Source organism: Sphingorhabdus lacus, from assembly GCF_009768975.1.
Taxonomy (GTDB): domain Bacteria; phylum Pseudomonadota; class Alphaproteobacteria; order Sphingomonadales; family Sphingomonadaceae; genus Sphingorhabdus_B; species Sphingorhabdus_B lacus.
Genome location: NZ_CP035733.1, coordinates 2,295,250 through 2,311,017 on the forward strand (window position 1 = coordinate 2,295,250; position 15,768 = coordinate 2,311,017).

14 protein-coding genes and 1 tRNA gene are annotated in these 15,768 nt (G+C 56.2%); 11 read left to right on the top strand and 4 right to left on the bottom strand.

The annotated features are described in order from the left end of the window. Nucleotides 1-7 precede the first annotated feature (7 nt). The gene (locus tag EUU25_RS10785) at nt 8-1,996 is read right to left on the bottom strand and encodes a hypothetical protein (RefSeq protein WP_158900881.1); all 1,989 of its coding nucleotides are present in this window, start codon (nt 1,994-1,996) and stop codon (nt 8-10) included. 180 nt (nt 1,997-2,176) lie between these two features. On the opposite strand from EUU25_RS10785, the gene EUU25_RS10790 reads away from it, so the two are divergent. Further along, on the top strand, nt 2,177-3,424 hold the full coding sequence (locus tag EUU25_RS10790) for a YceI family protein (protein WP_158900883.1): 1,248 nt from the start codon (nt 2,177-2,179) through the stop codon (nt 3,422-3,424). Between the two features lie 334 nt (nt 3,425-3,758). Here EUU25_RS10790 and EUU25_RS10795 read toward each other — a convergent pair whose 3' ends face one another. Beyond that, on the bottom strand, nt 3,759-5,885 hold the full coding sequence (locus EUU25_RS10795) for a M3 family metallopeptidase (protein ID WP_158903335.1): 2,127 nt from the start codon (nt 5,883-5,885) through the stop codon (nt 3,759-3,761). A gap of 217 nt (nt 5,886-6,102) precedes the next feature. On the opposite strand from EUU25_RS10795, the gene EUU25_RS10800 reads away from it, so the two are divergent. Together EUU25_RS10800 and EUU25_RS10805 are read left to right on the top strand one after the other, a co-directional pair. Beyond that, nucleotides 6,103-7,026, top strand: coding sequence for a helix-turn-helix domain-containing protein (locus tag EUU25_RS10800; RefSeq protein ID WP_158900885.1), 924 nt, complete (start codon nt 6,103-6,105; stop codon nt 7,024-7,026). Nucleotides 7,027-7,077: 51 nt separating this feature from the next. Next, a tRNA-Val gene (locus EUU25_RS10805) sits at nt 7,078-7,153 on the top strand. 301 nt (nt 7,154-7,454) lie between these two features. Here the strand turns inward: EUU25_RS10805 and EUU25_RS10810 are convergent. Then, nucleotides 7,455-8,048 (bottom strand): TlpA family protein disulfide reductase, encoded by a 594-nt coding sequence (locus tag EUU25_RS10810; RefSeq protein WP_246162680.1) that lies wholly within the window; start codon nt 8,046-8,048, stop codon nt 7,455-7,457. Here EUU25_RS10810 and argH point away from each other — a divergent pair. From argH to EUU25_RS10850, 8 genes are read left to right on the top strand one after another with little or no spacing between them, the layout of a single operon-like run. Then, nucleotides 8,047-9,435: an argininosuccinate lyase gene (gene argH, locus EUU25_RS10815; RefSeq protein ID WP_246162681.1), complete on the top strand. Its 1,389-nt coding sequence runs from the start codon at nt 8,047-8,049 to the stop codon at nt 9,433-9,435. The genes EUU25_RS10810 and argH overlap by 2 nt on opposite strands. Next, nucleotides 9,432-9,737 (top strand): hypothetical protein, encoded by a 306-nt coding sequence (locus EUU25_RS10820; RefSeq protein ID WP_187351269.1) that lies wholly within the window; start codon nt 9,432-9,434, stop codon nt 9,735-9,737. Before argH ends, EUU25_RS10820 begins: the two co-directional genes overlap by 4 nt. 12 nt (nt 9,738-9,749) lie before the next feature. Then, entirely contained in the window at nt 9,750-11,012 is a 1,263-nt protein-coding gene (gene lysA / locus EUU25_RS10825) for a diaminopimelate decarboxylase (protein ID WP_158900887.1), read from the top strand. 12 nt (nt 11,013-11,024) lie between these two features. After that, nucleotides 11,025-11,804: a precorrin-2 dehydrogenase/sirohydrochlorin ferrochelatase family protein gene (locus EUU25_RS10830; protein WP_158900889.1), complete on the top strand. Its 780-nt coding sequence runs from the start codon at nt 11,025-11,027 to the stop codon at nt 11,802-11,804. Nucleotides 11,805-11,848: 44 nt separating this feature from the next. Then, nucleotides 11,849-12,649, top strand: coding sequence for a pyrroline-5-carboxylate reductase (gene proC / locus EUU25_RS10835; RefSeq protein ID WP_158900891.1), 801 nt, complete (start codon nt 11,849-11,851; stop codon nt 12,647-12,649). Continuing rightward, nucleotides 12,646-14,253 (top strand): amidase, encoded by a 1,608-nt coding sequence (locus EUU25_RS10840; RefSeq protein ID WP_246162683.1) that lies wholly within the window; start codon nt 12,646-12,648, stop codon nt 14,251-14,253. Before proC ends, EUU25_RS10840 begins: the two co-directional genes overlap by 4 nt. Beyond that, entirely contained in the window at nt 14,253-14,726 is a 474-nt protein-coding gene (locus EUU25_RS10845) for a PaaI family thioesterase (protein WP_246162685.1), read from the top strand. The genes EUU25_RS10840 and EUU25_RS10845 overlap by 1 nt, the downstream gene beginning before the upstream one ends. Next, nucleotides 14,723-15,142: a PaaI family thioesterase gene (locus EUU25_RS10850; protein ID WP_158900893.1), complete on the top strand. Its 420-nt coding sequence runs from the start codon at nt 14,723-14,725 to the stop codon at nt 15,140-15,142. The genes EUU25_RS10845 and EUU25_RS10850 overlap by 4 nt, the downstream gene beginning before the upstream one ends. 16 nt (nt 15,143-15,158) lie before the next feature. Here the strand turns inward: EUU25_RS10850 and EUU25_RS10855 are convergent, their stop codons facing one another. Further along, a complete protein-coding gene (locus EUU25_RS10855; protein WP_158900895.1) occupies nt 15,159-15,671 on the bottom strand; it encodes a type III secretion system chaperone family protein in 513 nt (170 codons plus the stop codon). Nucleotides 15,672-15,768 lie beyond the last annotated feature (97 nt).

Consider the following 15,768-nt stretch of genomic DNA (forward strand, 5'->3'; position numbering starts at 1 on the left):
TATGCTTTCAAACGGGAACAGTGATATGCTTCCCGCCGAAAACGGACTGCCAATTTTCGATCTCGTCAACGACAATGTCGTCAATGCCGTGGGCTAGGCCGGACACGCGGGCATAGCTGATGTCGCTGTCGGGCGCAGCCAGCAGCAAGGCAATGCGTGTTTCGACATCACCCAGTTTTTGCGCCGTAATCTCGGAAATCGCAGCGAACCGTTCGAAGTCTCCGAAATAATGTATTCCGGCCAAAGCGCCGCCCAGGGTTGGGAAGAGCACGCCAAGAAAAGTGAACATCTTCGCGACATCATGGGGCAAGTTGTGCGGAACGAAGCCCATTTTTGCTCCAATCTCGATCAAAAGATAGGCAGCGACGGACAACACCGCAGACAAAAAGAGCATTTCCGAACAGCGGTGCAAATTATGCTGGGTACGCTTCAGGCGGGCGGCTTTGCCCAAATGATATGTCCTCTGCGGCACAACATGATGGTCGCGCATCAGCGTCAGGACTGCCCGCAAATAGGTCGAGGTTACCTGCATCCGTGGCAAGCCGATGGCACGCAAGGCGTGGCGGACATGCCATTCTGGCCAGTTTCCCTTTGGCCCTCTTGGCCAGCGTCCGGTCGAGCGTGCTGCGCCGAGCAACAGCAAGAGCGGTGCATGGCGGAAATATTCCGCGACACGCCGCGTCTCGAACCACCGCTCATGCCATTTGCGGCTTTTGCCTGTTAGAAAAATGACGACGATCGCGGTGAGCAGCAGAAACTCGAACGCCGCAAAGCCCCATTTTTGTTCTATGGTTGCAAAAGGCAGATAGCCGATACCCCCGATGATTGCGAAGGCAGAAAGTAGGAAGCTCGCCACCATGCCCCCGCGATAGGCATCGGACAGCCATGTAGAGACCCCGTCGGCCCATGCATATGGCTTCAAGACATCGGTTCCGATCCGCTGGGCGAGCGCAACATCGCCACCCGGTAGAGCAGCCACCGCAGCTAACATGGGCGCGCCGTTGCCCTGGGCAATCGCGTCGGGATGTTCGTAATATTGGCGCAGACTGCGCAACGCGCCAAGGCCGGGATTGCCGAATATGGCCTCGATCCTACGGTAGGCATGGAAGAAGCGGTTGCTCTTTCCCCGCCAAATCCGGTTTGTATGTGCATTCTGCCATGTGTCGCCAACGGGGCACAGCGCCTCGCGAACGACCGAGCGGATGACGACCTCGGTGTCTGCTGAAGCGGGACGACCCGCCAGTCCGGCCAGCTCTTCGGTCGCTCGCAACAAATGCCACCGATCGGGATTGCCCGCGTCTAGCCAGATCACCGCGATCCCCTGTTCCAGCGCGCTTTCAATCGTGTGCCGCGTGCCCCCGATATTACCGCGCGTGACGCCGTCCCAGATACCGATCAATATATCGGAATGCTCCACCATGACCCGCGCAGCGATGGCGGCCCTGTCGGAACAGATAGCGACGAAATCCTGTTCTGCCGCGCGATTGTCCCGTTCGGCCAGGTGCTTGCGGTATAGCCTCTCAACTTCAAGGTCCTGGTCCGCCAATTCAAATATCTGCGCTTTGGCAGCAATATTTCTGATTTCGGCGGCACGCTCGGCGCTTTCCGTGTCCAACGCCATGCCGCCGTCAAGCAGTGCCTGCATGTCATCCACATGCACAGGCTGGGCATTGATGGCGAGATTGAGCGTCTGGCCAAAAGGCAGAGGCGCAATGACGGGCCAACCTTTGCTCTGCACCGCATCGACCGCCATCAAGTCTGCACCATAGGCCAACATCGAATGCAAACGGATGCTTGGAAGTTCTCCGCGTCCCTCACACCCGGATTCCTCGATCGCAATCCTGCCGAGCAGATCCATCAGAGCCGAGAGACTTTGCGCGATCGCAGCTTTGTTTTTCGCAAATACGGGGTGACGGCTGCGATGGCCAGTAATAGCAATATCCAGCGTTACCGCCGGAGGGCGCAGAACAGAACTGCCGACATCGTCGCGTTGCATGCGGCTAATACGTCCTTCCCTATCCCGGTTGACCAAGACCTAGAACCGGATCGCCATTTGTTCAAGCATCCTGCGCAGGGTTGCCTCACCGCACGGGATTTGTTAGCGCCACTTCGCGACCGCACGATATTGTCCCCGTTCTTTCGGGCCGATAATCGAATAATGCCGGGTGCCCTTATCATGACCTCTTCCCGTTATTCCAAGACAGCAATGGCTCTGCACTGGAGCCTCGCGTTAGCTCTTGTTTTCCAGATCGGCCTGGGCTGGCAATTTGAAACCCTGAACCGCGGCCCCAACCTTTTTGCTCTTTACCAGCTGCACAAATCTGTGGGCATAGCCATCCTAGTGCTTAGCCTTGCGCGGCTTGCGATCCGCATCTGGCGTCCACAGCCGATGCCTTTGGCCGATACACTCTGGTCCCGCTATATGGCCAATCTCGTGCATGGTGCGTTCTATGTGGTCCTCATTGGCGGGCCACTGACCGGCTGGCTTCTGGTTTCAAGCTCTAAGATCGCGGTTCCGACGGTGCTGTTCGGTATCCTACCTTTTCCACACTTGCCCGTCGGACATGCCGTGCATGCGCCAGCCGAGGCAATCCATGCGCAACTGGCATGGCTGACTATTGCCCTACTGCTGCTGCACGTTGTCGGCGCAGTGCGGCATCAATTCTTCAAAGATGAGGATATTCTGCAGCGGATGCTGCCTTGGCTACTAAAGCAAAGATCGAATTCTGCGGTTGCGATAGCAGCGGCCTTAGCCGCATTGGGAATCGCTTATGCGGTAGGGGCCTCACTCGTGCTGACCAATACAAAGCCATCAACTCCGCCCAAACTACAATCTCCGGCGCCTGCAACTGCGGCACCAGCAATTGCCCCGCCCAAAGGGGAGGAAACGTCGAAGACAGCGGACGAACAGGATTTAGCCGCGCCCGTCAAAAAATGGCGAGTTTCCCAAGGTGGAAGGCTTGCCTTCACGGCCGATTGGAACGGAACACCCATAAATGGAACCTTTCGACGGTGGAGCAGCGATATTCGCTTCAGTCCGGACGATCTGGCGCAGTCGCGCGTGCAGGTGACCATCGATTTGGGATCCGCCAGTACTGCCGATAGCCAGCGCGATGAAATGCTGCTGGGCGAAGGCTTTCTGGATGTGGCCACACACCCCAAGGCCGTTTTTTCTTCGTCCGAAATCAAGCTGGTCCGGGGCGACACATATCGCGCACGCGGCACATTGAGCCTGCTTGGCGAAGCACATCCGGTAACACTCGACTTCAGATTGAAGATCGATGGAACGACAGCCAAAGTATCCGGCTCATCGAGCCTCCGCCGGACTCAGTTCGGGGTAGGTAGCGGTGAATGGGCAACGACTGGCGAGATTGCCGATGCAGTGACCATCGCTTTTAATTTCTCGGCACAGTCTGCTCCTTAGCCCCAGCATTTTACATGATTTGGCAAACTGTTGCAGCTTTCCCACAGTAGACGAATTATCGGTAATTCAGCTCCGTTTTGGATGTGTGGATAGCCTGTTGGTTCTTGACTAACAGCCCCGCTTTGTTATGCCCTATTGACATAGGAAAGAATCGGGTGTGGGGGCACGCTCCGTCCGGAGAGCCATTCCGATTTTAACAATGCCTAACGGTGAATTGCGACCCCATCGATGGGCATCCACGCTCTCCTCTTCCCACAATGAGGAGAGCTTTTCTTTTTCTAAGCTCTAAACAAAGGTGAAGCGCCCCGGACTGTGCCGAGGCGCCCCAAACATGTCATTCTCCGGTCGGGAAACCGCGCTTCTTCATGATATATTTCACGTCTGGATCGCGTCCACGGAATGCGCGATAGGCTTCAATCCGGTCAGTTTCATTGCCGGTTGCCAGCAACATCGAACGAAAACGCTCTGCCGTCTCCTTATCCCAGACATCGCCCTTTTCGGTAAAGGCTGCCCATGTGTCGGCGTCCATAGTCTCGGACCAGAGGTAGCTGTAATAGCCGGCGGAATAGCCATCGTCAGCAAACAGATGGTTAAACTGCGGCAGGCGATGCCGCATGACCATCTCCTTCGGCATACCAATTTCTGCCAAGGTATCGCGCTCAAAAGCTGCCGGGTCTGCCACAGGGGTCGACCTGTTATGTAGCTTCATGTCTAGAATGGCGCTCGACAAATACTCGACCGTTGCAAAACCTTGGTTGAACGTATCGCTCGCCTTGATCTTTTCCACCAGCGCGGCCGGAATTGGCTCGCCGGTTTTGTAATGTTTGGCGTAGGTATTGAGGATATAGGGAGTGAGAAGCCAATTCTCGTTCACCTGGCTTGGATACTCCACGAAATCGCGCGGGGTTCCGCCGAGGCCGGGCCATGTAATATCCGAATTGAGATAATGAATGGCGTGGCCGAATTCGTGAAACAGTGTTGACGCATCGTCGATACTGATCAGCGTCGGCACAACATCAGCGCCGGGCACAAAGTTATTGTTGTTAGATGCCAGCACAATGTCATTTTTGCCGCCCAGCTTGTGCTGGCTGCGGTAAGTCGTCATCCACGCGCCTGATCTCTTTCCGGCACGAGCAAAATTGTCGAGATAGAATAGCCCTATCATCTTGCCATCACGTTTGACTTCGAATGTCCGCACTTGGGGTTCGAATACGGGCACCGTTCCCGTATTTTCAGTAAAGCTCATACCGTAGAGTTTGCCCGCGGCATCAAACATGGCGGCTACCATATTGTCGAGTTGGAAATAGGGTTTAATGGCCTCCTGATCGAGGTCATATTTCGCCTTGCGTACTTTCTCGGCGTAGAAGCGGTAATCCCATGGCTCGATAGTGATGCCGTCCGCATTGGCGATGGCTTGCATATCGGCAACTTCTTCTTTGACGCGTGCGACGGCCGCCGGCCACACTTTCATCATAAGATCCATCGCCCGATCGGGGTCTTTAGCCATCGTGTCCGCCATGCGGTAATGGGCGTGCGTCGGAAAGCCGAGAATCTCGGCACGTTCTTGACGTAGTTTCAATATTTCAGCGATGGTAGCGTTGGTATCGTTCGCCCCACCATTATCGCCGCGCTTGGTAAAGGCACGCCATACCTTCTCACGCAAGTCGCGGCGGGTAGAATTTTCGAGGAAGGGCTGAACTGCGGACCGTGTGTTGACGACAGCCCAACCGGTCTTGCCCTTCTCCTTTGCGGCCGCACTGAGCGCCGCCACGAAAGTTTCAGGCAATCCCGCAAGATCGGCTTCCTTGTCTATCCGGATAAAGCTTTCTTCATCCGCTAGAACCTTTTCGGAAAAAGCCGAGAATTTCTTCGACAAGTCGGTTTCAATGCCGATCACCTGCGCCTTTTTAGCGGCGTTGAGCAATGCGCCATTACGCACGAGGCTATCGTAGGTACGCTCCAGCAAACGCATCTGCTTCGCGTCGAGGTTGAGCGAAGCGCGCTGGTCGTAAAGAAATTTCACGCGCTGGAAATATCGCGCGTCGAGCGTCAACTCGGAGAAAAAGGCGCTTACCTTTGGCTCCCATTCAGCCTGGATCTTGCGCACTTCGGGGCTGGACAAGTTCGACGAATGTACGCCCCAAATGGAGAATAGCCGCCCCATTTTTTCGCCGGATAATTCGCTGGCCGTGATCGTGTTGTCGAATGTGATTGGCCCGGGCGTCTCCAGGATCGCTTCAAATTCGGCTTTATAGGCAGCCATTGCCGCCTGAAATGCGGATGGAAATTGCGACACCTTCACCTGATCCCAAGGCGGAACGCCACCATAAGGTCCTGTCCATTCCTGCAACAAAGCAGGCTCAGAATTCTGGGCGGCTTTCATTTCCTTGGCATCAGCAACCGCAGTCATGGCGACCCCGGAGATTGAAAGCACCGCAGCACTTGCCAGCATTTTTCCCATTTTCACGCATATCACTCCTCAAAAGACAGACTGCAGGGGGTATGGCACCCACTCCTGCGCAGATGAGCAGGAGTAGCCTTTGCGCTTCGGTCATGCAAATGCCCGTTTCAAAGGCACAAACGTCTCCATTATGGAGCGAAACCAAACAGCTATTTAGATATTGAATTTAATAGATTTTTCGTCGAAACCATGCCTCAGAATGTCGAGGAGACGAAATTTGGATGCCCGCTTCGACTCTCAATCGCTGCGCATGACAGCCATGATTCAGGCCGTTTCAAACCAAAGGGCGCAGTCTCTTTCGTTGCTTGCGCATGTTTCGGGCTATGCGACCAAAGCGTGGAACCCGGATCAGCCGTCTGACATTATCTTGGTAGACCTTTGCTCCGAAACGGAGAGGCTACAGGATTTCTTGTCCGATTTAGTGCGATATCTCGAGCGTTATCGTAGTGTCGCTGTGGTGTGGACATCGCTTAATGAGTTGGAGGCAGCCTATGCTATCTTGCCCCAAGCGCGATGCCATTTCCTGATCGACGCCGACGATGTGGAATCGGTGCCAATTTTGGCAGGGGCATTGGGACGTCGCGGAATGAACCGAGTGCACGACAAAGACCGTCTAGTGGAATTCGGTTCACTGCACCGGATCAGTGATGAACTTGCCGAATTCGCTCGGACTTTGGCCAAAATTGCGGAGTCCGATACGCCCTCGGCTATGGCCGACAAGCCCGTTTCGTTTCGACCCGCGCCCTTGGGAGGATTCCAGCCCTTTCCGACGAAAGCGGCGGCTACCCCGGCTTCGCTGACCCCGGAGAGATTGCGCGAGATTATCCGGCTGCGGCGGCAGCAGGAACGCTTTTTTGACAATAGCCTTTTTGCCGATCCTGCTTGGGACATACTCCTCGACCTGAAAGCAGCGCAGCTTGAAAAGCAAATGGTGTCTGTGTCGAGCCTTTGTATCGCGACAGCGGTACCGCCAACCACCGCCTTACGCTGGATTTCCGCAATGACCGAAAGCGGAATGTTGATCCGGCAGCAAGATCCGGACGACGCCCGGCGGGTTTTCATTCTTCTTTCGGAGGAAACAAACGCCAGAATCAAGGATTATTTTGCCTCCATTGCCGATCGTCTCGTACAAATTATCTGAATACTCTTGCCAAAGGCGCAGCGCTTTGGCAAAGGCGCGCTTCCCCACCGGGGGCGCTTAGCTCAGTTGGTAGAGCATCTCGTTTACACCGAGAGGGTCAGCGGTTCGAGCCCGTTAGCGCCCACCATTTTTCAGAATTAGGCTGAAAAATAAGGAGAAAGCTCGTGTCGTTCATCGTACAGAAAGCTTTCAACGTGCATTTTCCACGTATGAGGGGTCATATTCCGACATTAGGAGCCGCCTTGGTCATGTGCGCAGCGATGTTCGCACCTGATTCTGCCTATGCGCGTGAAAATGAGCAAAATGAACAGCATGATGCGCTGAACTGTACCGACCCGAAACATCGGCATTCGGTCGTGCGTCCTCTAACCGAATCCTTGCCGATTCGGACAAAAGACAAAAGCAGAGTCCGCCGCGTATTGATGTAGTCAGGCCGCTTCGCGCAGCAGCTTTGCCATTTCGGCATCATCCCATTCCACACCGCCAATCACACGCCAAACTTCGCGGCCCTCGGAATCATATAAAATGGTGGTGGGCAAAGCGAGTTGGTTGTTGAATGCCGCAAGAAGTGCATTGTCGCTGTCGGTATAAGCCTCCAGATTTTTGATGGCCGCTTTCGCAAAGAAAGCGTCCACGGGCGGGCGCCCCTCGAGATCCTGCGACACCGCAATCACCGCCATGCGTCCTTTTTCCAAGGAAGCTAAAGCATCCAATGTGGGCATTTCCGCTTTGCACGGCGCACACCATGTCGCCCAGAAATTCACCAACACCGGACGACCGGCAAAATCAGACAAGGTCACATCTCCGCCTTTTGCATCGGCAAAAACAGCCATGGGTGCCTTTTGACCTGCCGATGCGTAACTGAGCGTCGCACGCATGCCATTGGCGCTTTCCAGACCTACGTCCGCTTTTGCCGATTTGGCATTATCGGTCGGTGAATCGGCTTGCACTTGCCCCTTCGGCGATGTTCCCGTATCGCACCCGGCCAGAACGAGAAGGACTAAGGCGATTAACAAGCGCATGTCAGATTCCAATAGCATGTGGGGCGGCCGTTTTGGCGAAGGCCCCGGGGATATCATGCGGGAGATAAATGCCTCGATTCCATTCGACAAGCGCCTTTGGCAGGAAGATATTGCCGGAAGCAAGGCCCATGCGCAAATGTTGGCGGCGAAGGGAATAATCTCCAGCGCAGACGAGAGCGCAATCCAGCAAGGTCTGTCCACCATCCACGCCGAATATGAGGCGAATGGCGTTCCGGAAGACTGGACGCTTGAAGATATTCATATGGTGACCGAAACCCGCCTGCGCGAACTGGTTGGCGAGCCGGCAGCACGGCTGCACACCGCAAGGTCGCGCAACGACCAGGTGGCGACCGATTTCCGCCTCTGGGTACGTGCTGCAATCGGCCAGATCGATACCGGGCTAAGGGCTTTTCAGTCGACGTTGGTCATGCGGGCGGACGAACATGCCGAAAGCATCATGCCGGGTTTTACCCATTTGCAGGTTGCTCAGCCGGTGACACTTGGCCATCACCTGATGGCCTATTATGAAATGGCAAAACGCGACCGCAGCCGGTTTGCGGACTGCGCGAACCGCCTGAACCATTCTCCATTAGGCGCTGCGGCGCTGGCCGGAACATCATTCCCTATCGACCGCGCGGCGACGGCGAAGTCGCTCGGCTTTGACGGCCCGATGGCGAACAGCCTCGATGCAGTGTCAGACCGCGATTTTGCGCTGGAGTTTTTAACCTGCGCCACACAGACGGCACTCCACTTGTCGCGCCTTGCCGAAGAAATGATCCTGTGGGCTTCGCAACCCTTCGGCTTTATCGCCCTGCCCGACGCATGGTCGACAGGAAGCTCCATAATGCCGCAAAAGCGGAACCCCGACGCAGCCGAATTGGTGCGCGGCCATGCGGGACGGATCATGGGCTGTATGACCAGCCTGATGGTCACGATGAAGGGTTTGCCGCTTGCCTATTCCAAGGACATGCAAGACGATAAGCCACCGGTGTTCGAGGCCTATGATCTGCTCGCGCTATCCATTGCGGCAATGACCGGTATGGTCGGTAATGTGTCGTTCAAGACGGAACGCATGCGCGATGTGGCTTCGTCCGGCTTTTCGACCGCGACCGATCTTGCAGACTGGCTTGTGCGTGAACATGGCATGCCGTTCCGCGAAGCCCATCATGTGACAGGCAGCGTTGTCAAAGCAACCGAGGCGCGCGGCATCGGCCTGGAAGCGGTTAGCGTAGATGACCTTGCTGCCGTTCATCCGCCGCTGGCGGGATGCACATTGCCCGATTTATCCGTCGAAGGGTCGGTCGCCAGCCGGACGAGCGCTGGCGGTACCGCGCCGCTTCGGGTAAGGGAAGCCATCGCGGTCGCGCGCAAGGAGCTTGAGGCATGACATCAAAACAGAAACTGTTGATCCTTGCTCTTGGCCTTGGTCTGGCTGGCTGTGGGAAGGTTGGCGACCTTGAACCGCGCACCGGCAACGCCCTGCCCGTCAAAGCCTACGGCCAGAAGACCGAACAATCCGCGCAGGCGCTGTCCACACCGAATGTGCAAGCGCGCCCGGGCCGGACGGATGAATTGCTCAAACGGTCTGAACGGCGGGAGGATGACCCCTTTGACGTTCCCCCCGGCGAGGAGCCCAAACCGTTCAATCCGGAAGACCCCGGCACCGATCCCAAACCAAAGCAGAATTAAGTCCATTCTCCCATGAACCATTTTGATCTTGTGAATGGCGTGTTGCACGCCGAAGACGTGCCCTTGCCCACCATCGCCGACAGTGTCGGGACCCCTGTTTATGTCTATTCCCGCGCGACGCTGGAACGGCATGCGCAGGTCTTCCGCGATGCGCTGTCGGGGCTGGACAACCCGCACCTCGCCTTTGCGGTAAAGGCCAATCCCAATCTCGCGGTACTCAAAGTTCTTGCGCGGCAGGGTTATGGCGCGGATGTGGTATCGGGCGGCGAAATGGACCGCGCGCTTGCGGCTGGCATGGCCGCGGACGATATCGTGTTTTCAGGCGTAGGCAAAACCGCAGAGGAAATCGTCCGCGCGTTGAAAGCCGGAATCGGCCAGTTCAATATTGAATCGGAGGAAGAGGGCCGCGAACTTGCCACCCTCGCCAACACGTTGAACCTGCCTGCAAATGCCGTGCTGCGTATCAATCCGGATGTCGATGCGGGCACGCATGGCAAGATTTCAACAGGCAAAGCGGACAATAAATTCGGCGTAGGCATCCACCGCGCGCCAGAGATCTACGGCCGTCTCGATGCGCTACCTAGCCTGAACATGCGTGGTGTAGCCCTGCATATCGGAAGTCAGCTCACAAGTCTGGAACCGCTGGAAACCGCATTTGGCAAGATCGGAACGCTGGTGCAGGATCTGCGGGCCAATGGCCATCGCATAACCCATGTCGATCTGGGCGGTGGACTCGGCGTGCGGTACAAGGATGGCGACAATCCGCCCGAGCCTGCCGATTATGGTGCCATGGTCGCGCGTGTGACGCGCGGTTGGGATGTGCGGCTAATGTTTGAACCGGGCCGCGTCATCGCCGGAAACGCAGGCATATTATTGACACGCGTGATCCGGGTGAAGCCGGGTGCGGGCAATTTGCCCTTCGCGATCGTCGATGCAGCGATGAACGACCTCGCGCGTCCCGCGCTTTACGACGCCTGGCATGATTTTGAAGCAGTTGAACCCAATGGACAAAAAATGACTGCTAATATCGTTGGCCCTGTCTGCGAGACCGGCGACACTTTTGCTATGGCGCGCGACATTGATGTGGTCGCCGCCAATGATCTGGCGATTTTCCGGACCGCAGGTGCCTATGGCGCAACGATGGCCAGCACCTATAATAGCCGCGGCCTGGTGCCCGAAGTGCTGGTTGACGGCGGCAAATTCGCGATAGTCGCGGAACGCATAGCGCCCGAAACTATTTTAGCCGCCGAACACGTGCCGGATTGGCTGAAATAGAAGGAACTTTTGGTGGACCAGCTACCCATTTTCGTAAATGTGCGGGGCCGGAAAGTCATCTTGGTTGGCGAAGGCGACGCGGCGGATGCCAAACGGCGGCTCATCGAACGCGCGGGCGGACATTGCGTCGATGCGGGAAATGCTGATGCCGTGCTGGCGTTCGTTGCGATCGAAGACGAAGACGAGGCTTTGGGCAGCGCCGCGGACCTGAAAGCCCGTGGACTATTGGTGAACGTCGTCGATCGTCCGGACCAATGCGATTTTACGACACCGGCCGTCGTCGACCGGCAGCCTGTCCTTGTCGCAGTCGGAACAGGCGGTGCGTCGGCAGGGATGGCAAAGGCCATTCGGCAGCGGATTGAAACAATATTGCCCCAAAATCTAGGCGCGCTTGCAAATGCGGTCGCGCACGCACGTGATGCTATTCGCAGTAAGTGGCCGCTGGCCGCGGACCGTCGTCGTGCACTCGATCAGGCATTTGCAGCAGGTGGTTCGCTCGACCCGTTTCAAAGCCATGGCCCAGCCGCCATCGAAACCTGGCTGGACCAAGACGACGCAGCCCAACCTTCCCGTCTGGTGGAAATACCCCTGCTATCGGGCAATGCCGATGACCTGACCTTGCTGACGGCGCGCTTGCTGGGCGAAGCTGATTATGTTTTCCATGACTCGAATATTCCTGGCGCGATTCTCAACCGCGCCCGCGCAGATGCCGTACGCCACGAAGGCGCGCCGCCTACGCCAGCGCCGGAAGGCTTAGTACTTTACCTAAGGTTGCCGTCCGCGTCAGGATAGGGCATGACCCCTGCTTGAATTGCAGGATGGATACTGTGCCCGAAATGTCGTCTCATATGCTGATTGTTGGCTGCGGCAATATGGGTGGTGCTATGCTGCGCGGATGGATCGCAGCGGGTCGGTCTCCGTCCCTATTCACGGTCATTGATCCGGCGGCACAGGATTTGCCCGTGGGCGTCCTACATGTTCCCTCCGCTAGTGCACTGGACGAAATTTTCGACACCGTTCTGATCGGCATCAAACCCCAAATGCTAGAAAGCCTCGCGCCTGCCATTCGTTCGCGGGTCGCGCCGGGTGCGCTGGTGTTCTCGATTTTGGCGGGCACGATGACAGCGACCCTTGCCAAGCTGTTTCCTGACACCAGCATTGTACGGTTAATGCCGAATCTTTCTGCCGAAATAGGACTTTCACCGCTCGGACTTTTTTCAAACGATCTATCCTCAACCGAACGCGAAACACTTGCTGATTTTGTGGCACCGCTTGGGACGCCAGTTTGGATAGAAAATGAGAACTTGATGGACGCTGTTACAGCCTTAGCCGGGTCGGGTCCCGCTTTTGTCTATCGCTTCATCGACGCCATGGCGAAGGGCGGCGAATCCGCGGGCTTGCCTGCAGACACGTCCGCACGGCTGGCTTTGGCAACCGTTGAAGGTGCCGCGCGGCTGGCAGCGGCGTCAACTGAGAGCCCTGCAACACTGGCCCAGCGCGTCACCAGTCCTGGCGGCACCACCGCGGCGGGACTTGCCGTGCTGGATGCCGACGATCATCTCAAAAAACTCATAGAAGCAACAATTAAGGCGGCCCGGGACAGGGGTGGTGAATTGGCAAAAGGGGACAAATTGTGACATACAGAGGTGCATTATGGGTTGGTCTTGCCCTTCTTTCGACCCCACTGTGCGCCTCCGTCGCCACCCCTCGCACGACCGAAACAGCCAAAGCCAATCTTGCCAAAGCAGGACCTATCGAAAGCTTCGACCTTTTCCAGTTGGCTGATGGCATCGACGACGGGGCACTGAACAGCGAAGCGATTACTGCCGCCTATCTCGCAAGAATTGCGGCAGTCGATGATAGCGGACCGATGCTGAATGCCGTCATCGCGACATTTCCCGATGCTATGGATCAGGCGCGGGCGATGGACGCGGAGATAAAGGCTGGAAAGTATCGCGGTCCATTGCACGGAATGCCGGTTTTGGTGAAAGACAATATCGAAGTGGCTGGTCCCGTCCCGACGACTGCTGGCTCACTGGCACTCGCAAACAACATCACCGGTCGCGACGCACCTCTTATCGCCCGTCTGCGCGAAGCAGGCGCGGTTATATTGGGCAAAACCAATTTGAGCGAATGGGCCAATATACGGTCCGACAACTCCACCAGCGGGTGGAGCGCAGTTGGCGGTTTGACCAAAAACCCGCACGCGCTTGATCGCAACAGCTGTGGTTCATCGAGCGGCAGTGGCTCGGCGATGGCAGCCGGACTGGCGGCGGCGACAATCGGTACCGAAACGGACGGCTCCATAACATGCCCAGCAGGCGTCAACGGTATTGTCGGGTTCAAACCGACCGTCGGTCTGGTTTCACGTCGCTATGTTGTACCAATTAGCCATAGTCAGGACACGGCCGGACCTATGACTCGTACAGTGCGCGACGCGGCTATTTTGCTCACCGCCATGGCGGGCACCGATCCACAAGACCCCGCGACTACAGATGCCGATAAATGGCGTGGTAACTATGCTGCGGGATTGTCGGCCGACGGTCTGAAAGGAATGCGCATCGGTGTACTGCGTGCCCCCAACGTCGATGCGGCTCTCTTCGATGCGGCGATAGCCAATCTGAAAGAGGGCGGTGCCGAGATTATTGCTTTGGAAATGCCGAACCTTGACCGGCAAAAATTGGGACAAGCGGAATTCAAAGTCCTGCTCGCCGAATTGAAAGCCGATCTTGCCGATTATCTACAAGGCCTGCCAGAGAACCGTGTTCCACACAAAACGCTGGCCGATATCATCGCCTTCAACAAGGCCCACGCAGACAAGGAACTGGCCTATTTCGGGCAGGAAACTTTTGAGCTTGCCGATAACGACGCAGGCCTTGATGACCCCGCCTATAAGGAAGCATTAGCAACCTCGCGTCAGCTTGCGGCAGGCGCGCTGAACGGTATGCTGGGCGCACACAAGCTGGATGTCATTGTTGCGCAGACTAATGGACCTGCGTGGCTGTCGACTTTGGGCAAGGGCGATGCCTTTTCTGGTCCAAGCGCAAGCCAATTGCCGGCAATCGCCGGTTTTCCGCATCTTACAGTACCCATGGGCCTTTCCGGTGGCTTGCCTATCGGCCTCAGTTTCATCGGCAGCCAATGGCATGATCATCAGGTGCTGAAAGCGGGCTATGCCTATGAGCAGATCTCAAAGCAACGGGCGACGCCGACCTATAAGACGAGTCTGGATAGTAAATAATGGCATTCAACAAACCGGAATTAGGTAGCTTAATTCCAACCAACACCGCTTTCGATCCTGCTATGGTCAATAAGCTGATGGGGAAATTTGGCCATGGCGGCTTTTTGGATATGGAATATGTCGGCCATGGCGAGGATTGGGTTGAATTAGCGATCGATTGGCGTGCGGATCTGGTCGCCGATCCGGAAACCGGGATATTGGCCTCTGCGGCCGTTATCAGCCTTATGGACAATGCGACCAGCATGTCGATCTGGACAAAATTGGGTGAATTTCGACCGCAAGTGACAATGGATTTACGGCTCGATTATCTGCGTCCGTCGCCCGCCGGTGCGCGAGTCTATGGCCGGGGAATTTGTTATCATCTGACACAGACCATTGGATTTGTGAGGGGTTTCGCCCACAATGGCGATATTGATGACCCATTGGCCCATGCCAGTGGAACGTTCATCAGGGTTGGGGACCGGGTGTCATGAGTGAACCTCTCACCATCGGATTGCCGCCCTATGCGCTTGCGCTGGATATGGAAGTTGTAGACCGCATCGACAGCACGCCGGTAATCGGCATGCCCTTTGCCGATAAAGTACAAGGCCGTCCGGGCTTTCTGCACGGAGGTGCTATTTCTGGTCTATTGGAGATGGCCGCAATTGCCGCCATCCACCAGGCACTGCGCGACAAAGGCAGTGATAGCGGTATTAAGCAGGTCAATGTGACGATTGATTTCATGCGCGGCGGAGCGCCTCAGATGACCTATGCGATAGGTGAAGTCATACGCTTGGGCCGCACTATGGCCAATGTCGAAGCTCGTGCTTGGCAGGACGACCGCAGCAAGCCGATTGCAATCGGCACGATGCATTATCTTATCCGAAAACCAAAAGTTGGTGGCAACTAAAAGGAATAGAAGCCTTTTACGCCTCGCCGTGGGTTTCGATCAGCGCGCTTGTGATTGCTTCTTCAGGTGTCTTGTCACCCCATATGATGAACTGGAAGACCGGATAAAAGCGTTCGCATTCATCAATTGCAACGTCGATGATCGTCTGGGCATGGTCAACACCCAGCAGGCCGTTAGACGGCATCAAACTGCCATGCCGGAAAAGCAAAATGCCGTTAGCCGACCACATGTCAAAATGGCCCAGCCACAATTGTTCATTGATGAGGCCAAGCGCCTTATAAATAGCGTCGCGCTTATCGCTAGGTACCGTAACATCGGGCAACAGGATAAGCTGCAGGGCATTATCCTCTTCCCGCCAAATGGCGCGGATCTGGTAACTGGTCCAACTGCCTTTATATTCGGCAGTTATCTCATCTTCGCCATCCAGTTCATAGGACCAGCCCCGCGCTTCGAACAATGCGGCTAGCATGTCTACAGGAGCGGATTCGTCCCGTTCAAAATGCTCATATTGTTCGTCTGCATCGTGCATGCTTTATGCGCCCATCATTATGCGGTGATTCTGCCTTGCCGCGGACTCGCGCGCAAGGGGCTTGCGCCGAGTATCTGCACAAGTCTGTGGGCCGGTT